Annotated in this window: 16 protein-coding genes and 1 riboswitch; of the genes, 9 read left to right on the top strand and 7 right to left on the bottom strand. The window is 63.9% G+C overall.

Features of this window, described 5'->3' with window-relative positions; all coding sequences use genetic code 11:
• Positions 1 to 8 precede the first annotated feature (8 nt).
• The 4 genes from NCR93_RS02495 to NCR93_RS02480 all read left to right on the top strand — a co-directional run bounded on the left by NCR93_RS02495 (position 9) and on the right by NCR93_RS02480 (position 4,533).
• The gene (locus NCR93_RS02495; protein WP_008351405.1) at positions 9 to 755 is read left to right on the top strand and encodes a c-type cytochrome; all 747 of its coding nucleotides are present in this window, start codon (positions 9 to 11) and stop codon (positions 753 to 755) included.
• Between the two features lie 21 nt (positions 756 to 776).
• Complete coding sequence (locus tag NCR93_RS02490; protein WP_008351407.1) at positions 777 to 2,075, top strand: c-type cytochrome; 1,299 nt, start codon at positions 777 to 779, stop codon at positions 2,073 to 2,075.
• Positions 2,076 to 2,167: 92 nt separating this feature from the next.
• The gene (gene trhA, locus NCR93_RS02485; protein ID WP_008351409.1) at positions 2,168 to 2,788 is read left to right on the top strand and encodes a PAQR family membrane homeostasis protein TrhA; all 621 of its coding nucleotides are present in this window, start codon (positions 2,168 to 2,170) and stop codon (positions 2,786 to 2,788) included.
• A gap of 236 nt (positions 2,789 to 3,024) precedes the next feature.
• On the top strand, positions 3,025 to 4,533 hold the full coding sequence (locus NCR93_RS02480) for a DEAD/DEAH box helicase (RefSeq protein WP_175979824.1): 1,509 nt from the start codon (positions 3,025 to 3,027) through the stop codon (positions 4,531 to 4,533).
• A 15-nt stretch (positions 4,534 to 4,548) separates the two neighbouring features.
• Here the strand turns inward: NCR93_RS02480 and NCR93_RS02475 are convergent, their stop codons facing one another.
• The 4 genes from NCR93_RS02475 to ggt all read right to left on the bottom strand — a co-directional run bounded on the left by NCR93_RS02475 (position 4,549) and on the right by ggt (position 9,397).
• On the bottom strand, positions 4,549 to 5,061 hold the full coding sequence (locus NCR93_RS02475; protein ID WP_175979823.1) for a hypothetical protein: 513 nt from the start codon (positions 5,059 to 5,061) through the stop codon (positions 4,549 to 4,551).
• A gap of 39 nt (positions 5,062 to 5,100) precedes the next feature.
• A complete protein-coding gene (locus NCR93_RS02470; protein WP_008351417.1) occupies positions 5,101 to 5,925 on the bottom strand; it encodes a ferritin-like domain-containing protein in 825 nt (274 codons plus the stop codon).
• A 349-nt stretch (positions 5,926 to 6,274) separates the two neighbouring features.
• Positions 6,275 to 7,609, bottom strand: coding sequence for an MFS transporter (locus NCR93_RS02465; RefSeq protein ID WP_502799843.1), 1,335 nt, complete (start codon positions 7,607 to 7,609; stop codon positions 6,275 to 6,277).
• A 150-nt stretch (positions 7,610 to 7,759) separates the two neighbouring features.
• Entirely contained in the window at positions 7,760 to 9,397 is a 1,638-nt protein-coding gene (gene ggt, locus NCR93_RS02460) for a gamma-glutamyltransferase (RefSeq protein ID WP_250532167.1), read from the bottom strand.
• A 460-nt stretch (positions 9,398 to 9,857) separates the two neighbouring features.
• Between ggt and NCR93_RS02455 the strand changes: the two genes are divergently transcribed.
• A complete protein-coding gene (locus tag NCR93_RS02455) occupies positions 9,858 to 10,055 on the top strand; it encodes a hypothetical protein (protein WP_008351420.1) in 198 nt (65 codons plus the stop codon).
• Positions 10,056 to 10,128: 73 nt separating this feature from the next.
• Here NCR93_RS02455 and NCR93_RS02450 read toward each other — a convergent pair whose 3' ends face one another.
• Positions 10,129 to 10,509, bottom strand: a complete 381-nt coding sequence (locus NCR93_RS02450; protein ID WP_034470682.1) for a hypothetical protein — start codon at positions 10,507 to 10,509, stop codon at positions 10,129 to 10,131.
• 224 nt (positions 10,510 to 10,733) lie between these two features.
• On the opposite strand from NCR93_RS02450, the gene glpK reads away from it, so the two are divergent.
• Positions 10,734 to 12,230, top strand: coding sequence for a glycerol kinase GlpK (gene glpK, locus NCR93_RS02445; RefSeq protein WP_250532166.1), 1,497 nt, complete (start codon positions 10,734 to 10,736; stop codon positions 12,228 to 12,230).
• A 107-nt stretch (positions 12,231 to 12,337) separates the two neighbouring features.
• Positions 12,338 to 12,501, top strand: a riboswitch (FMN riboswitch).
• A gap of 174 nt (positions 12,502 to 12,675) precedes the next feature.
• On the top strand, positions 12,676 to 13,386 hold the full coding sequence (gene ribB, locus NCR93_RS02440) for a 3,4-dihydroxy-2-butanone-4-phosphate synthase (RefSeq protein ID WP_175979885.1): 711 nt from the start codon (positions 12,676 to 12,678) through the stop codon (positions 13,384 to 13,386).
• 3 nt (positions 13,387 to 13,389) lie between these two features.
• On the opposite strand, the gene NCR93_RS02435 is transcribed toward ribB, so the two are convergent.
• Both NCR93_RS02435 and NCR93_RS02430 read right to left on the bottom strand, forming a co-directional pair.
• Complete coding sequence (locus tag NCR93_RS02435; RefSeq protein WP_008351424.1) at positions 13,390 to 14,076, bottom strand: HAD family hydrolase; 687 nt, start codon at positions 14,074 to 14,076, stop codon at positions 13,390 to 13,392.
• A gap of 37 nt (positions 14,077 to 14,113) precedes the next feature.
• Positions 14,114 to 15,292, bottom strand: coding sequence for an MFS transporter (locus tag NCR93_RS02430; RefSeq protein WP_034470678.1), 1,179 nt, complete (start codon positions 15,290 to 15,292; stop codon positions 14,114 to 14,116).
• A 104-nt stretch (positions 15,293 to 15,396) separates the two neighbouring features.
• On the opposite strand from NCR93_RS02430, the gene NCR93_RS02425 reads away from it, so the two are divergent.
• Positions 15,397 to 16,368 carry a LysR family transcriptional regulator gene (locus NCR93_RS02425; protein ID WP_200889180.1) on the top strand — a complete coding sequence of 324 codons (972 nt, stop codon included), beginning with the start codon at positions 15,397 to 15,399 and terminating at the stop codon, positions 16,366 to 16,368.
• Between the two features lie 114 nt (positions 16,369 to 16,482).
• Positions 16,483 to 17,844, top strand: a complete 1,362-nt coding sequence (miaB, locus tag NCR93_RS02420; RefSeq protein ID WP_008351429.1) for a tRNA (N6-isopentenyl adenosine(37)-C2)-methylthiotransferase MiaB — start codon at positions 16,483 to 16,485, stop codon at positions 17,842 to 17,844.
• The last annotated feature ends 16 nt before the right edge of the window (positions 17,845 to 17,860 follow it).

Raw genomic sequence — 17,860 nt, 5'->3', positions numbered from 1 at the left:
CGAATTTCATGGAGTGTCGCGTGTTTTCAAGACGCATTTTTCGTCCGCTGCTCGCTATGGCTTTTGCCTCGGCTCTGGTAGGCAGCGCTGGCGTTTTCAGCTCCGCCGCGCAGGCGCAGAACCAGCCGATCGCACCGGACACGATGGCCGCGCGCGTGCAAGGCTGTACCGCGTGCCACGGCGTTCACGGTGAAGGCACGGACAACGATTACTTCCCGCGTCTTGCCGGCAAGCCTGCCGACTATCTGTACAACCAGCTCCAGAATTTCCGCGAAGGGCGGCGCAAGTACCCGCCGATGAACTACCTCGTCACGTATCTCTCGGACGATTACCTTCATCAGATCGCGACGTACTTCTCGAACCAGCGCCCGCCGTATCCGACGCCCGTGAAGTCGAACGTGTCGGCCACGACGCTCGCGCGCGGCCAGCAGCTCGTGCTGAACGGCGATGCATCGAAGAACATTCCCGCGTGCGCGGCCTGCCACGGCAAGGGTCTGACCGGCATGCAGCCGGCCATCCCGGGTCTCGTCGGCCTGCATTCGGACTACATCAGCGCGCAAGTCGGCGCATGGAAGTCGGGCACGCGTCACGCGAAGGCGCCCGATTGCATGCAGCAGATCGCCTCGCGCCTGACGGACGACGACGTGACCGCCGTCGCCGCATGGCTCTCTACGCAAACCGCACCCGCCAACCCGGTGCCCGCGCCCGCTGGCTCGTTGAAGATGCCGCTCAAGTGCGGCAGCGAACCGCAATAAGGCGTCTGGAGCGACAACACAATGAAACGCAAGTCCCTGTTTGCACTTTCCTCGGCTGTCGTGGTGGCAGCCGTCGCAGCCGGCGCCGTCCTCTGGTCGGGCGGCGACAACCTGCATTCGGGCGGCGCCATCGCGGCGACGCCTGCCGACAAAGCCGCGCTCATCAAACAAGGTGAGTACCTCGCCCGCGCCGGCGACTGTATCGCGTGCCACACGGTTCGCGGCGGCAAGGAATTCGGCGGCGGCCTGCCGATGGCCACGCCGTTCGGCACGATGTTCACGCCGAACATCACGCCGGACGATCAATACGGCATCGGCAAGTGGACCTCCGACGACTTCTATCGCGCGATGCACACGGGCCGCTCGAAAGACGGTTCGCTGCTCTATCCGGGCTTCCCGTTCACGAGCTACACGAAGGTCACGCGCGCGGACTCGGACGCGATCTACGCGTATCTGCGCTCGGTGCCGCCGGTTTCCGAACCGAGCCGTCCGCATGAACTGCGCTTCCCGTTCAACAACCGCAACCTGCTGATCGGCTGGCGCACGCTGTTCTTCTCGGAAGGCGAGTACAAGCCGGATCCGACCAAGTCGGTCGAATGGAACCGCGGCGCGTATCTCGTCGAAGGCCTCGGTCACTGCGGCATGTGCCACACGTCGATCAACGCGATGGGCGGCCCGGTCAGCTCGGCGGCCTTCGCCGGCGGCCTCATCCCGCTGCAGAACTGGTACGCGCCGTCGCTGACGTCGAACAAGGAAGCCGGTCTGGGCGACTGGGACCTGAAGGACATCAACGATCTGCTGAAGACCGGCGTGTCGCAGCGCGGCGCGGTGTTCGGCCCGATGGCGGAAGTGGTTCACAACAGCCTGCAGTACATGACCGACGCGGACATCAACGCGATCTCGACGTATCTCAAGTCGATTCCGCAAAAGAAGGAAGCGCCGGAAGTCATGCAGCTGGAGACGTCCGAGAAGTTCGGCGGCGAACTGCTCACGCTCGGCAAGAAGGTCTACACCGAAAACTGCGCGAAGTGCCACGCGGAGAACGGTCTCGGCAAGCCGCCTGCATACCCGCCGCTCGCGAACAACCAGTCGATCCAGATGCAATCGGCCGTCAATCCGATCCGTATGACGCTGAACGGCGGTTATCCGCCGAGTACGGAAGGCAACCCGATGCCGCACGGTATGCCGCCGTTCGCACAGTCGCTGTCGGATACGGAAGTCGCCGCAGTCGTGACGTACATCCGTATGTCGTGGGGCAACCACGGCACGCCGGTGTCGCCGCAGCAGGTGAGCAACCTGCGTTCGGCGCCGCTCGACTGATGGCTTCATAGGTCCTTCGCCGGGACAGCGTACAATACGCATATGGGGCGCAGCCTTCGTGGCCGCGCCCCTTGTCTTTTGGTGAATTCGATATGCATGTCGGCGAGCGTTTCAACAGCATCAGCCATTTGATCGGCGCGCTGCTGTCGGTTGCGGGTCTGGCTGCGCTCGTCACGATGGGCGCGCTCGACGGTGACGCGTACAAGGTCGTGAGCTTCGCGGTGTACGGCGCGATGCTCTGCGCGCTCTACGTGATCTCCACGCTGTATCACTGCGCGCGCTCGCCGCGCATGAAAGCGATACTGCAGAAGTGCGATCACTCGGCCATCTACTTGTTGATAGCCGGCAGCTACACGCCGTATACACTAGTGACCTTGCGCGGTCCCTGGGGCTGGTCGCTCTTCGGCGTGAGCTGGGGGCTCGCCGCGCTCGGGATCGTGCAGGAACTCACGCTCGGGCGGCGAACCCGCAGCGTTTCGATGGTGCTGTACGTGTTGATGGGATGGCTCGCGCTCGTAGCCATTCATCCGCTCGTGACGGCGCTGCCGCCCGCGGGAACCGCGTGGCTGGTGGCGGGCGGCGTCGTGTACACCGCGGGCATCTGGTTTTTCATCAACGACGAGCGCATCCGGCACGGACATGGCATCTGGCATCTGTTCGTGCTCGCAGGCAGCCTGTGCCAGTTCGTGAGCGTCGCGCGCTATGTCGCGTGAGCGCCGGCTGGAACGGGTGCCGCAGCGTCGAAGTGTCCATCGATGCAACTAAGCGCCAGATGACGTGTCTTGATAGCACGTCGAACCTCGCGGCAACGCCCGGCGATCGCTGATCGCCAACTGGCCCGCCGCCCGATTTTCCTTCGAGCGATGCACATGCGCTCTGCCGGCCGAAACTTTTCGCCGTGGCCCATTCGCATGCGCGCCGTTCGACACAACGAATAAGCATCCAATTTATGTCCTTTGATTCACTCGGCCTGTCCGAACCTCTGCTTCGCGCCGTCAACGAACTCGGCTATTCCAGTCCCACTCCGATCCAGCTTCAGGCGATTCCTGCCGTTCTGAAAGGCGGCGATCTGCTCGCGGGCGCGCAGACGGGCACCGGCAAGACCGCCGGCTTCACGCTGCCTATCCTGCAGCGCCTGTCGCAACTCGCGCCCGTCACGGGTGGCGCCAAGCGTCCGGTGCGCGCGCTCATCCTCACGCCCACGCGCGAACTCGCCGCGCAGGTCGAAGAAAGCGTGCGCGCGTACGGCAAATATCTGAAGCTCAAGTCGACGGTGATGTTCGGCGGCGTCGGCATCAATCCGCAGATCGACGCGTTGAAGCGCGGCGTCGATATCGTCGTGGCGACGCCGGGACGTCTGCTCGATCACATGCAGCAAAAGACGATCGACGTTTCGCAGCTCGAAATTCTCGTGCTCGATGAAGCCGACCGCATGCTCGACATGGGCTTCATCCACGACATCAAGCGCGTGCTCGCGCGCCTGCCGGCGAAGCGCCAGAACCTGCTGTTCTCGGCGACTTTCTCCGACGAGATCAAGGCGCTCGCCGACAGCCTGCTCGATTCGCCCGCGCTGATCGAAGTCGCGCGCCGCAATACGACGGCTGAGACCGTCGATCAGAAGATCCATCCGGTCGATCGCGATCGCAAGCGCGAGTTGCTCACGCATCTGATCCGCGGCAACAACTGGTTCCAGGTGCTCGTGTTCACGCGCACGAAGCACGGCGCGAACCGGCTCGCCGAGCAGCTCACGAAAGACGGCATCAGCGCGCTCGCGATTCACGGCAACAAGAGCCAGTCGGCCCGCACGCGCGCGCTCGGCGAATTCAAGGCCGAGACGCTGCAGGTGCTCGTCGCCACCGATATCGCGGCGCGCGGCATCGACATCGATCAGTTGCCTCACGTCGTCAACTTCGATTTGCCGAACGTGCCGGAAGACTATGTGCATCGCATCGGCCGCACGGGTCGCGCGGGCGCGGAAGGCGAAGCGGTGTCGCTGGTGTGCGTGGACGAGCATCAACTGCTGAAGGACATCGAGCGCCTCATCAAGCGGCCGATTCCGCGCGAAGTGATTCCCGGCTTCGAGCCGGATCCGAACGCGAAGCCGGAGCCGATCCAGCGCCGCAGTCAAGGACGCGGCCAGGGACAAGGTCAAGGTCAGGGACGCCAGAATCCGCGTAACGGCGAGGGACGTTCGAGTGGCGAAGCACGCCGCGAAGGCGGCCGTCCGAACGGCGATGCACGCGGCGCGCGTCCGGCGAAGCCGAACAACGGCGGCGCGCAGCCTTCGCGCGATGCGCGCACTCACAGCAAGCCGAACGTGAACGCGGGTTCCGCGCCGCGTCGTCAGGAGCCGGTTCAGGCCGGTCAGGTCGCGAACTCGCGCAAGCCTGGCGGCAATCCCGGCGCATTGCTCGGCGGACGGCGCGACGCATTGCGATCGGGCGATCGCAGCCGTTAATGCATCTGTCGTGATTCAGGCGGCGACGCTCGCCGCCCGCTTCAGCCAGTCGAGTTGCTCGCGCCAGCGCGCGAGCGCCGATTGCGCTTCGGTCAGTTCGAAGGCGATTCCGTTCGTGAGTCGCGCATATCCCACCCGTTGAACCTCACCGCTCTCGATCGTGCCGACGAAGCACGCGAGCGGCACATCGTCGAGCGGCACGCGACGCACGTCCAGATGCACTTGATAAAACGCCTCATCGTATACGAAGGCGAGTGTCGCGCGTCCGCTCGCGGCGACAGCCTGCGCCGTCCGCGACGACGGCCACAACGCGAACGCGAGTCTGCGCGCATCCGGCGCGTACAGCTCACCGGCGCTCAACAAAGCGGTTCGCACGCGATGAGCCTCATCCGCCGCGCATAGCGAAACGGTGAAGCCGTCGTCGGCGCGAGCGAGCGCGCCGTCGAAGCGCGCGCGCAGCTCGGGCGGCCATTCATCGAAAACGGATTGCGACGAAAGCGACGGTCGGGGCGTGTTGTGATCGGTCATGAAAAGATGCCGGCTTTGCGCCGGCATCGTCGAACAAGGTTAGCGGAAGAATAACTGCGTCATCTTCGACAGCGGATAGTGCACGCCGGGTTGAATGCGCGCGGGCAGATCGAGCGGCTTGAGCAGCATCTTGATGGCCTGATCCGCCGACAGATTGCGCCGCACGAGCGCATTCACTCGCGCGGAGAGCTCGCGGTTGTACTCGACATCCTGCGCGCGCTCCGGGTAACGAATCGCGAAGACGTGCCGCAGCGCGATCTCCGAATCCTCGCTCTTCAGTTCCACGACGCGCCGCACGAGCGCGCCGAGCACGGCCATGCGGCCATTGCCCTCGATCTTGTTCCACTTCTTGAAGAAATGGAAAAAGTGCTTGTAATGCCGCACTTCGTCCGTGCGGATGTTGTCGGTGATTTCCTTCAGCACCGGTTCATCCGAACAATCGTTGATCGCGCGATAAAGCGTGGCCGTTCCCGTCTCGACGACGCAGCGCGCAACCATCTCGAGCGCGCGCTTCTTCTCGAACTCCTCGTATGAACAAGTGAGCGAGTATTCGTCGAAGAAATTCCTGAACGCAGTGTCCCAGTCGAACTCGGGCCACACATGGTTGATGTAGGTCTTGAGCGCCCTGCCGTGCTGCATCTCTTCGGGCTCCCATTCGTTGTTGAGCCACGCCGAGATTTCGGGATCGTCGTGAAAATACTTGCTGAGATTGCTCGTATAGAGGTCCGTCCCGCTCTCGATGAACGAGCAGGCGCACAACAACAAGAGAAGGTGCTCGTTGGATGCCGCCTTCTGACGATCGATTCGCGTGAGATCGATGTCTTCGATGCGCCAAGGCATCACATGTGTACTGTCCGTATGCATATATCGCGCTCCCTGGCTGGACTGAACGCGCCATCGGCCGATGAGAAACGGCCGAGGTTCAGGCGACGCCGTGATTGGATCGACCCCGGCGCTGTTGACTTCAAGTGTCAGCGGCTTGTTTTCATCTTAGCCGCCCTGCAATGAGTTTGCAGACATGGGGACAGACTCACCCGCGGCCCGCCAGTTCCATGCGTTCCAAATTCTTACGATCCGGCGCGGTCGAGTCGTCGGTGCGCTGCAGCATTATTCATGCCGGTCGGCTCTGTATATGGTTGCGTCGTGTTCGAAATGCAAAAGGCGGCCGAAGCCGCCTCGATTGTTTCGCGCGATGCCGTCGCGCAGCGCGCCGTTACGTTGCGCGTCGTGCCGCGCGCATGCGCCAGGCGACGATCGCCAGCGAGATTCCCGACAAGACGGCAGCCAGCAACACGTAGTAACTCGGCGCGAGCTTGTCCCCCGTGACATGGATGGAGGCTTCCACGATGGTCGGCGCAAAACCGCCAAACAGCGTGACGCCGAGCGCATAGCCGATGGAAAGACCCGTCGAACGCACGCGAGTCGGGAAGATTTCGGACATAAGCGCGGGCATTGGACCGGAATACGCGGCCTTGAGAATGCCCGCGACCGATTGGAGAACGACCAGCGACGCGACTGTCGGATGCGCTTGCAGCCACGCAAACATCGGATAAATCGTGACGCCCATGAAAATCGATGTACCGAGCATGATGCGGATGCGCCCGAGCCGGTCGGAGAGCGCGCCCATCAACGGAGAGAAGATGAACTGAAGTCCGCCATTGAGCACCACGACGGCGAACGATGCGGTCGCCGGCAGGTGCAACTGCTTGACTGCGTACAGCGGCATATAGAGTTGCAGGACGTACACGCCGACCGTCGATTGCGCGACGATGCCCACGGCCAGCAAAAGATTCAGCCATTGATTCGCGAACGACACGCCTGGCGCGCTCGCCTTCTGCGCGGAGCGCGTCGCGAGAAACTCCGGCGTTTCGTCCAGATGCGAGCGGATGTAATAGCCAACCGGCCCGACGAGCAGACCGAAGACAAACGGAATGCGCCAGCCCCAGCTTTCGAGTTGCGGCTGCGGCAGCCAGGCGTTGAGTACCGAGCCGAACGCCGCGGCCATGATCGCGGCAAGCCCTTGGCTCGCGAACTGCCAGCTCGCGTAGTAGCCGCGCCGCGCTTCGCTGTGCTCGACCATGAACGCGGTCGCGCTGCCGAACTCGCCGCCGACCGCGAAGCCCTGCACGAGACGCGCGAGCAAGATCAAAAGCGGCGCGGCGATTCCGATGTGCTGATACGAAGGCATCACGGCCATGGTGAGCGTGCCGACCATCATCAGCAGAATGGCGAGCGTGAGCGCGGCCTTGCGTCCTTTGCGGTCGCCGTAGATGCCGAGCACGATCGCGCCGAGCGGGCGCATCAGGAACGAGATGCCGAACGTGCCGATGGCAAGCATCGTCGAGAGCCATTCGTCATTCGACGGGAAGAACGCCTTCGCGATGACCGTCGCGAAATAGCCATAGACGAGAAAGTCGAACCACTCGAGCGCGTTGCCGATCGACGACGAGAACACGATGCGGCGGATCATCGCCTTGGATGGCGCCGGGTGCGGCGCGGGCGTTTGCGCCTGCGTCGGAGCAGCGCCTTGATACACGCGTTCGTTCATGATTTCTCCTATCCCGCTTCCATGTCGTGATGTCCGACCGAGGCCACGAGGCGCGGGCGCGCGGCCCCCTCGCCTGCACAATTGCGGCGATCGGATGCGTGGTTTTTTATCGACGGAGACCGGCCGACGGCGCGGCCTCCGATGGCAGCCTCAGAAGCCTGCGGCGAGTCCGTCGCGCCGGCTGTCGCTCGCCGCGACATAGCCGCGCTCCGGATCATTGCGATCCAGCTTCCAGATGTACTGGCCGGAGCCGAAGTCCATGTAGGGATCGTCGATGGACTTGATCGTGTGGCCGAGACCCTCGAGCGCGCGCGCGGTTTCGAGATCGAGCGTGGCTTCGATTTCGATCGTGAAGTCGCGGTTCACCTTCCAGCGCGGCGCGTCGCACGCGGCCTGCGGCTGCTGGCCGTAGTCGAGCATGCGTACGATGGATTGCAGATGGCCTTGCGGCTGCATGTCGCCGCCCATCACGCCGAAGCTCATGACGGCTTCCTGCCTGCCATCGACCTGCTGAGTGAGGAAAGCCGGAATGATGGTATGGAACGGACGCTTGCCGCCTTCCACGACGTTCGCGGACTTCGGATCCATCGAAAAGCCGCAACCGCGGTTCTGCAGCGCGATACCGGTGTCGGGAACGACCACGCCCGAACCGAAGCCCATGTAATTCGACTGGATGAAGCTGACCATCATGCCGCGCTCATCGGCGACGGACATATAGATGGTGCCGCCCGCCTTGGGCATGCCGAAGTCGAAGTGCGTCGCCTTTTTCGGATCGATGAGCTTCGCGCGTTCGGTCAGATAGGCGTCGTCGAGCATGTGTTCCGGCGTGACTTCCATCGAGCGCGGATCGGCGACGTAGCGATAGACATCCGCGAAGGCGAGCTTCATCGCCTCGATTTGCAGATGCTGCGACTCGATGCGATCGACGTTCAAAGCGCTCACGTCGAACTTGTCGAGAATGCCGAGCGCGATGAGCGCCGCGATGCCCTGTCCGTTCGGCGGAATCTCGTGCACCGTGTAGCCGCGATAATCCTTGCTGATCGGCTCGACCCAGTCCGCGCGATAGTTGCGCAGGTCGTCCATCGTCAACGCCGCGCCGCCCGCGCGCGCGAACGCGGCGATGCGCTCGGCGATCTCGCCTTCGTAGAACGCGCGCGGACCTTGCTGCGCGAGCAGGCGCAGCGTTTTCGCGTGGCCGGGAAAGCGCACGAGTTCGCTCACGTCAGGCGCGCGGCCGTGCGGCATGAATACATCGGCGAAACCCGGCATGTCCTTGAGCTCCGGCACCGCCGCCGCCCACTTGTAGGCGACGATGCTCGCCACCGCATGACCGCGCTCGGCGATTTCGATGGCTGGCTCCATCAGATCCGCGAAGGGCAGCGTGCCGAACTTCGCGTGCAACGCTTCCCACCCGGCGATGACACCCGGCACCGTCACGGCGTCCCAGCCGCGCTTGGGCTGGCGCGCGAGACCGTTTTCCTCGCCGTACTTGCGCCGGAAATAATCGACGTTCCACGCCGCCGGCGATACGCCCGAAGCATTCAGCCCGTGCAGCTTCCGACCGTCCCAGACGAGCGCGAAAGCGTCGCCGCCCAGCCCGCATGACACGGGTTCCACCACCGTAATGGCCGCCGCGGCCGCGATGGCTGCATCGACCGCATTGCCCCCCTTCCATAGCATGCGCAGACCGGCCTGCGCGGCGAGCGGATGAGATGTCGAAACGATATTGCGGGCGAACACCGGAAGGCGCGGGGTGGGATACGGGTTTTGCCAGTTGAAGCGAGTCATTGAATGAAGTCCGAAATTCCAGCGGGCAGAACGTGCCGGCCGACCTTGTGGCCAATCCGGGCAAAGGGGGAATATTGCATTGTCCGCTTAATCCAAAACAAATTCATTTATCGTATAAATTAATGCGCATTTCGCATTAACCGGGCGATCAGGCGTCGCTGATTGCGTGTGCTCGCATGCCGATCCTTGTGTGCGCCGCCGCACGAACCTCAAGTGGATTCTTCAAATTCGCGTGAGCGATGAACCGCTTCTGCATTGATAAAAAGTCAAAGCCAAAATTTTCTCGGCAAATTTGGCACTTGTCAGACGCTTGCCTACAATCCCAATTCCCGGCATCCGCAGCACAAAATCGACGCGTTTGCCCGGCAATTTTTCAGTTTTCCCGTACAACGTTTCGAAGCAAAAAGACCCGGCTTACAAGGCCGGTTGCTTATGCCGTTCGGTCGTCATGGAGAACACAATGCTGAGTCCGCACGAATTCGCCACGCTGCTATTGGTTCAGGAAGCGCCTAATCAGGTCGACATGGAACGCGAAGAGCTCGACGCCCTGCTCGAACGTCAGCTCGTCCAACTCGAAAATCTCGCATCGGGACGTCAGCAATGGCGCCTCACCGCCACCGGCGACTCCACAGTCAAGGCTTTCAAGCGTTACTCGTAGCACGCGGCAGGACTCGGGACGCGGTGCAAGGCCGCGTCCGCTTCACTTTCCCTTCACCTAGCGTCAAGTCGCGTCAGCCGGCCCGCAGTGTCGGGTCCACTGCCGCGCGCCAGCTCAGCGCCTGCGCGCGCTGCTCCAGGAAGAACTTCGCCCACGCGCTTTGCGCTTCGGGGCCGGGATTCGCGCGATAAGCACGATACCGTTCTGCAATCGCCGCCTGGAATGCGCAGAAGCGCTCCTTCTGCAACCCGCCGCGCCGTTCGGCCACATAGGCATCGTAGAAGGCTGAATAGACCGATTGCGCGTCCGCGCCGTAGTCGACGGGCGAGGTCCCGCACATGTCCTGCAGCGCGCTGAACGACGGCGCGCCCAATGAGCCGTCCAGGCTGGGCGTGCCCACGCAGCCCGTCAGAAGCGCCGCGCCCAGCACGCCGGAAATCAACAGCATACGCATCGCACTCACCCTTCAATCGGTTTCGTGCCGCCAGTATCGGACGAACACGAACGCCGCGCCACTCGGCCGAATGGCATAGGCCAAATCCGCATTCGAGCGGTCGATGTCGCGCGGCTTATGCCGTTCGGCCAGCTTGTCCGCGTCGCCTCGCTCCGATAGATTGCGCAAACGGACAGCGCCTTTGCTGCCCGAAACGTCGACGTCCGTTCGAACCGGAGGAGACCATGCAGGATCAGTACGTTCTCGCGCTCGATCAGGGCACCACCAGCTCACGGGCCATGCTGTTCGACCGGAACGGCAACATCGTGTCCTTGGCGCAGAAGGAATTCCAGCAAATTTATCCCGAGGCGGGCTGGGTCGAACATGATCCGCGCGAAATCTGGTCGACGCAGGCAGGCGTCGCCGCGGAAGCCGTCACGCGCGCCGGCGCGAGCGCTGCTTCGATCGCGGCAGTCGGCATAGCGAACCAGCGCGAGACTACGATCGTCTGGGATCGCGAGACGGGCGCGCCGGTCTATAACGCGATTGTCTGGCAGGACCGCCGCACGGCCGGCTTCTGTGACGAGCTCAAGTCGCGCGGCCTCGAAGCGATGGTTCGCGCGAAAACCGGTTTGCCTATCGACGCATACTTTTCGGCGACGAAAATCCGCTGGATTCTCGATAACGTAGAAGGTGCGCGCGACAAGGCGAAGCAAGGGCGGCTCGCGTTCGGCACCGTCGATAGCTGGCTCGTGTGGAATTTCACGCGTCACGGCTTGCATGTCACCGACGTCACGAACGCCTCGCGCACGATGCTCTTCAACATTCACGAACGCCGCTGGGACGACGAACTGCTCGACGCGCTCGACATTCCCCGCAGCATGCTTCCCGAAGTGCGGACGTCGTCGGAACGTTATGGCACGGCGCGAGGCACCGTGTTCAACGCCGATGTCCCGCTTGCAGCGCTTGCCGGCGATCAGCACGCCGCGCTCTTCGGCCAGATGTGCACGGATTCCGGCATGGTGAAGAACACCTACGGCACCGGCTGCTTTCTCGTCATGAACACGGGCGACAAGCCCATCGAGTCGCGCAACAACCTCGTCACCACGATTGCCTGGCAGATCGGCGATCACGTCAGCTACGCGCTCGAAGGCAGCATCTTCATCGCGGGCGCGGTCGTTCAATGGCTGCGCGACGGCCTCGGCCTCATCCGGCGCGCGAGCGAAATCGAGACGCTCGCGCGCGGCGTGCCGCACAGCGACGGCGTGTATCTCGTGCCTGCGTTCGCCGGGCTCGGCGCGCCGCACTGGAACGCGCGCGCACGCGGCACGCTCTTCGGCGTCACGCGCGGAACGACATCGAGTCATGTCGCGCGGGCGGCGCTCGATTCGATCGCCTATCAGTCCCTCGACGTCTTGAAAGCCATGGAAGCGGACTCGGGCATCCGCATCGGCGAATTGCGTGTCGATGGCGGCGCCTGCGCGAACGATCTGCTGATGCAATTCCAGGCCGACATTCTCGGCGTCGATGTCTCGCGTCCGCGCATCGCCGAGACGACGGCGCTCGGCGCGGCTTATCTGGCGGGGCTCGCGGTCGGCTACTGGAAGGACGTCGACGAACTCAAGGCGCAATGGCAACTGGAGCGCCGCTTCACGCCGTCGATGCCGAAACCGGAGATCGATTCCTGCCTCGCCGGGTGGCGCCGCGCGGTCAACGCGGCGAAGGCATGGGCGGACAGCTAACGGCTATGCATGGCGTATCGCACCCTTTCGCGTCATGCGGCGGTGCAAAAACCGCCGGCGTGCGGTATCCTAAAAAAGCTCGCGAGCCTTGCGGCTTGCGGCATCGAGTACGTCTTCAGGGCGGGGTGCAATTCCCCACCGGCGGTATGTGGCGAGGCTTCGCGGCCGGACCACGAGCCCGCGAGCGCCCGCGCAGGATTCACGCGCGGGGTCAGCAGATCTGGTGAGATGCCAGAGCCGACGGTCATAGTCCGGATGAGAGAAGATGTGCAGATGGTCATGTCCGTCCCCTTGGCGATTTCCGCATCGTGCCGAACCGGACGCCGCCGCGCCTCTTGGCGCGTCGCCGTGGGGTGCCGTTCTGTCTGTTTGCAATGCCCTGAAACGTTTTTCGCTTACATTTCCTGCGAGAGCGTTTCACATGTCCCAGTCCCAAGCTGCCAGCCTGTCGTTCGCCACACCGGCCGTCATCGCCGATGACGCTTCTGCCGACCTTCCCCAGCTCGCTTCGTTCGACGTTCCGCCGCGCATCGCCGCCGCGCTCGACGCCATGCGCGGAGGCCGTCCGGTCGTGCTTCAGGACGACGACGATCGCGAGAACGAAGCCGATCTGATCGTCGCCGCCGAAAAACTCACCGACGCCACCATGGCCCTTCTGATCCGCGAATGCAGCGGCATCGTGTGCCTGTGTCTGCCCGACGACAAAGTACGCGCGCTCGAACTCCCGCCGATGGCCGCCGCGAACGGCAGCCGCTACGGCACGGCGTTCACCGTATCGATCGAAGCGCGTGAAGGCGTGACGACGGGCGTATCGGCGGCGGATCGCGTCACGACGATCCGCGCGGCGATCGCCGAAAACGCGAAGCCGGCGGACATCGTGCGGCCCGGCCACGTCTTTCCGCTGCGCGCGATGCCCGGCGGCGTGCTCGCGCGGCGTGGTCACACCGAAGGCACGGTCGACCTGGCGATCCTCGCCGGCCTCAAGCCTGCCGGCGTACTCTGCGAACTGATGAACGCCGACGGCACCATGACGCGCGGCGCGCAAGTCGAGCGTTTCGCGCAGGAGCGCGGCCTGCCGATGCTGACCATCGCGGAACTGGTGGAATTCCGCGCGGCGCTTGCGGCCGCGCGTGAATCCGTCGAGGAAGCGGCGTAAGGATCAGGAGAGCACGTCGCCGAAATCCCCGCGCACGCCCGCCGCGACGAGCGCGGGCAGCTCGTCCATGTGCTCCATGATTCGCGTGATGCCGGTTTCGCGCAGCACTTGCGCGTAGCCGGACGGAATATGGCTCGCGCCGACGAACGCGATGGTCTTCATGCCCGCCGCGCGCGCCGCCGTCAGTCCGGCGACGCTGTCCTCGACGACGAGGCAGCGCTCGGGCGCGACATCGAGCGTGCGCGCCGCGAGCAGATACACGTCGGGATAAGGCTTCGGCCGCTCGACTTGCTGCGCGCTGAACACGCGCGCGCCGACGATCTCGGAGAGCCCCGCCCGCCGCACCGACGCGCGCACGCGCTCCATCCGGCTGTTCGACACGACCGCCACCGGCAGGCCGCAGCCTTCCAGCGCGGCGCGCACGCCGGCGATCGGTCCGACCGAGCGCGCGAGTTCCACCGAGACGCGCGCCTCGATCGTATCGACGAAATCGGGCGGCATCACGATGCCGAACTTCGTCTCCAGATGAGTCAGGAAGCGCGAGGTCTGCTGTCCGAAAGCCGTCTTGACGACCGGTCTGAAGTCGATGCCGGGAAACGTCTCGGTGAGCACGTCCAGCATCACGCGATCCGCGATGACTTCACTATCGACGAGCACGCCGTCGCAATCGCAGATGAGATGATCGATCATGTTGGCTCGAATTACGTTGAGCCAACATGATAAGCGCTCAGCAAGCGTCGGCTGCTTTTATGTCCGAGGTAACGCGCGGGACATCCAGGCGCGCGGCGAACCACGTCACCGCGAGCGCGGCCAGCGCGACCGCCGCCGCGGCCCACGGAAGCGCGTCGAGACCGTGACCGTGCGTCAGCACCGCGCCGCCGAGCCACGCGCCGCCCGCATTGCCGACGTTGAACGCGCCGATATTGAGCGTCGAAGCGAGATTCGGCGCGTCCTTCGCTTTCTCGACGACGCGCGTCTGCAACGGCGGCACCGTCGCGAACGCCGCGATGCCCCAGACGAAAATCGTCAGGATCGCGCCGGTCTGGCTGTGGCTCGTCTTCGCGAACACCGCCATCACGACGGCGAGCGCGAACAGAATGCCCATCAGCGACGGCATCAGCGCGCGGTCCGCGAGCTTGCCGCCGATCGTGTTGCCGATCGTCAGCCCGACGCCGAACAGCACCAGGATCAGCGTGACGGCGCGCGGCGAGAAGCCGCCCACCTGTTCGAGAATCGGCGCGATGTACGTGAACACGACGAACACGCCGCCGAAACCGAGCACCGTCATCGTGAGCGCGAGCCAGACCTGGCCGTCGCGCAGCACGCGCACTTCCCGGCCGAGCGTGCTCGGCGCGGCGTCGTGGCGGTTCGGCACGAGCGCGGTCACGCCGAGCGCGGACAATACGCCCAAGCCCGCGACGATCCAGAACGTCGCGCGCCAGCCGAGCTCCTGTCCGATGAACGTCCCGAACGGCACGCCCAGCACGTTCGCCAGCGTGAGCCCGGTGAACATCAGCGCGATGGCGCTCGCGCGCTTTTCCGCCGGAACGAGCGACGCGGCCACGACCGCGCCGATGCCGAAGAACGAGCCGTGCGCGAACGACGTCACGACGCGCGCGACCATCAGCAGGCCATAGCCCGGCGCGAGCGCACACAGCACGTTGCCGACGATGAACACGAGCATCAGCAACTGCAGCGCGAGCTTGCGCGGCAGCTTGCTCGTCAGCACGGCGAGCAGCGGCGCGCCGACCGCGACACCGAGCGCGTAGCCCGTGACGAGCAGCCCCGCCGATGGAATCGTCACGGAGAGATCGTGCGCCACGTTGGGCAAGAGGCCCATGATGACGAACTCCGTCGTGCCGATGGCAAATGCGCTGATCGCAAGCGCGAGAAGTGGAAGAGGCATGATGAGGTGGAAGGGTTTACACGTAGCGCATTGTGCAAGCCGCGCAGCGATTTGAGAATTGGCCTACCCTTTGAATTATTCTCAAACCGGATTTGAAAATGACGATGGATCGGCTCGGCGACATGCGCCTGTTCGTGGAAGCTGCGTCGGCGGGAAGCCTGTCGGCGGCGGGCCGCAAGCTGGGCCTGTCGCCGGCGGCGGCGAGCGCGCGGCTCATCAAGCTGGAAAAAGCGCTGCACACGCGGCTCTTCGAGCGCACGACGCGCCAATTGCGCGTAACCGACGAAGGCCGCGTGTATTTGCAGCATTGCCGGATCGCGCTGCAGGCGATCGACGATGCCGAAGCCGCGCTGCAGGCCGGCCAGAACGTCGTGCGCGGCAAGGTTCGCATTTCGGCGACATCGAATTTCGGTCGCTCGATGCTGAACGGCTGGCTCGACGGATTCAGCGCGCTGCATCCGGACGTGAAATTCGCGCTCACACTATCGGATTCGGTGTCGAATCTTTTGCTGGAAGAGATCGATCTCGCGATCCGCTTCGGCGCCCCGCCCGACAGCGGCCTCGCCGCCCGCGCGCTCGCGCCGAATCGCCGCGTGCTGTGCGCGTCGCCCGCGTATCTCGCGCGCATGGGCGTGCCCGAAACGCCCGCCGATCTGACCGGGCATGACTTCCTCGTCGTCGTTACGGCGAACGGGCCGCTCAACGAGCTCGTCTTCGTGCGCGGCGACGAGCGTTACGCGTACACGATTCCGCTCGCCGACGCCTGGGAAACCAACGACGGCGCGCTGCTGCGCGAATGGGCGCTCGCGGGCCACGGCATCGCGCATAAATCGATCTGGGATATCGCCGCCGACGTGCGCGCCGGCACGCTGCAGATGGTGTTGCCCGACTGGTGTACGCACGAAGCCGCCGTGCACGCGCTTTTTCACGCCAATCGGTACATGGCGCCGCGCGTGCGGGTGCTGCTGGACTTTCTCGTCGAGCGTTTCGAAAAAACGACGAACGACCTGCTCGGCGACCTGGCGTATCCGCCCGACGCGCGCGGGAAGCGTCGGGAATGGCGGCCAGAGCTATAATATTGGGTCAAATACAGTAAAAAGCGGTGCAGATCAGTGTAATTGCGCCGCAAATTCCCTCTTTAATCTCTTTTACAGCGCCCCCAGGTTAACCACTGCGACCGGCGACGATTCATGACCAAGAAAGTTTATGTAAAGACCTTCGGCTGCCAGATGAACGAGTACGACTCCGACAAGATGGTCGACGTGCTCGGCGCGGCGGAAGGACTCATCAAGACGGATACGCCCGAAGACGCGGACGTCATTCTGTTCAATACGTGCTCGGTGCGCGAAAAAGCCCAGGAGAAGGTGTTCTCCGATCTCGGCCGTGTGCGCGAGCTGAAGGAAGCGAACCCGAATCTGCTGATCGGCGTCGGCGGTTGCGTCGCGAGTCAGGAAGGCGCGTCGATCGTCGCGCGTGCGCCGTATGTCGATCTCGTGTTCGGTCCGCAGACGCTGCATCGTCTGCCCGCGATGATCGATCAGCGCCGCGCGACCGGCCGCGCGCAGGTCGACATCACGTTTCCGGAAATCGAGAAGTTCGATCATCTGCCGCCGGCGCGCGTCGATGGCCCGAGCGCGTTCGTGTCGATCATGGAAGGCTGCTCGAAATACTGCAGCTACTGCGTCGTGCCGTACACGCGCGGCGAGGAAGTGTCTCGCCCGCTCGACGACGTGCTCACCGAAGTCGCCGGTCTCGCGGACCAGGGCGTGCGCGAAGTCACGCTGCTCGGCCAGAACGTGAACGCTTATCGCGGCGCGCTGACGCTCGGTTCGAGCGAGATCGCGGATTTCGCGACGCTCATCGAATACGTCGCGGACATTCCGGGCATCGAACGCATCCGCTATACGACGTCGCATCCGAAGGAATTCACGCAGCGCCTGATCGACACTTACGCGAAAGTGCCGAAGCTCGTCTCGCATCTGCATTTGCCGGTGCAGCACGGCTCGGATCGCATTCTGATGGCGATGAAGCGCGGCTACAGCGTGCTCGAATACAAGTCGGTCATCCGCAAGTTGCGCGCGATCCGCCCGGATCTGTCGCTGTCGACGGATTTCATCGTCGGCTTTCCCGGCGAGACCGAAGACGATTTCAACAAGATGATGGCGCTCGTCGACGAGATGAGCTACGACACGAGCTTCTCGTTCATCTACAGCCCGCGCCCCGGCACGCCGGCAGCGAATCTGCACGACGACACGCCGCGCGAAGTCAAGCTGAAGCGTCTGCAGCATTTGCAGGCGACGATCGAGGAAAACGTGCAGCGCATCAGCGAATCGATGGTCGGCAAGGTCGAGCGCATTCTGGTCGAACGCCCGGCGCGCAAGGATCCGAACGAACTCGCGGGACGCACGCAGAACAATCGCGTCGTCAATTTCCCGGCGCCGGCAGAATCGCACGCGCGGCTCATCGGCCAGATGATCGACGTGAAGATCGTGCATGCCTATCCGCACTCGCTGCGCGGCGAACTGGTCATGGCGCCCGAGCTTGCGCACTAAAGACAGGAACTCAAGT

Source organism: Caballeronia sp. ATUFL_F1_KS39 (genome assembly GCF_023630985.1).
In the GTDB taxonomy this organism is placed as follows: domain Bacteria; phylum Pseudomonadota; class Gammaproteobacteria; order Burkholderiales; family Burkholderiaceae; genus Caballeronia; species Caballeronia zhejiangensis.
The sequence above is the reverse complement of the archived record's forward strand: the minus strand, read 5'-3'. Positions and strand labels throughout refer to the sequence as shown.

Excerpts from the sequence above, each read along its gene's own strand:
- NCR93_RS02495 (WP_008351405.1), top strand. The coding sequence starts at position 9 with ATGGAGTGTCGCGTGTTTTCAAGACGCATTTTTCGTCCGCTGCTCGCT.
- NCR93_RS02490 (WP_008351407.1), top strand. The coding sequence starts at position 777 with ATGAAACGCAAGTCCCTGTTTGCACTTTCCTCGGCTGTCGTGGTGGCA.
- trhA (WP_008351409.1), top strand. The coding sequence starts at position 2,168 with ATGCATGTCGGCGAGCGTTTCAACAGCATCAGCCATTTGATCGGCGCG.
- NCR93_RS02480 (WP_175979824.1), top strand. The coding sequence starts at position 3,025 with ATGTCCTTTGATTCACTCGGCCTGTCCGAACCTCTGCTTCGCGCCGTC.
- NCR93_RS02475 (WP_175979823.1), bottom strand. The coding sequence starts at position 5,061 with ATGACCGATCACAACACGCCCCGACCGTCGCTTTCGTCGCAATCCGTT.
- NCR93_RS02470 (WP_008351417.1), bottom strand. The coding sequence starts at position 5,925 with ATGCATACGGACAGTACACATGTGATGCCTTGGCGCATCGAAGACATC.
- NCR93_RS02465 (WP_502799843.1), bottom strand. The coding sequence starts at position 7,609 with ATGAACGAACGCGTGTATCAAGGCGCTGCTCCGACGCAGGCGCAAACG.
- ggt (WP_250532167.1), bottom strand. The coding sequence starts at position 9,397 with ATGACTCGCTTCAACTGGCAAAACCCGTATCCCACCCCGCGCCTTCCG.
- NCR93_RS02455 (WP_008351420.1), top strand. The coding sequence starts at position 9,858 with ATGCTGAGTCCGCACGAATTCGCCACGCTGCTATTGGTTCAGGAAGCG.
- NCR93_RS02450 (WP_034470682.1), bottom strand. The coding sequence starts at position 10,509 with ATGCGTATGCTGTTGATTTCCGGCGTGCTGGGCGCGGCGCTTCTGACG.
- glpK (WP_250532166.1), top strand. The coding sequence starts at position 10,734 with ATGCAGGATCAGTACGTTCTCGCGCTCGATCAGGGCACCACCAGCTCA.
- NCR93_RS02435 (WP_008351424.1), bottom strand. The coding sequence starts at position 14,076 with ATGATCGATCATCTCATCTGCGATTGCGACGGCGTGCTCGTCGATAGT.
- NCR93_RS02430 (WP_034470678.1), bottom strand. The coding sequence starts at position 15,292 with ATGCCTCTTCCACTTCTCGCGCTTGCGATCAGCGCATTTGCCATCGGC.
- NCR93_RS02425 (WP_200889180.1), top strand. The coding sequence starts at position 15,397 with ATGGATCGGCTCGGCGACATGCGCCTGTTCGTGGAAGCTGCGTCGGCG.
- miaB (WP_008351429.1), top strand. The coding sequence starts at position 16,483 with ATGACCAAGAAAGTTTATGTAAAGACCTTCGGCTGCCAGATGAACGAG.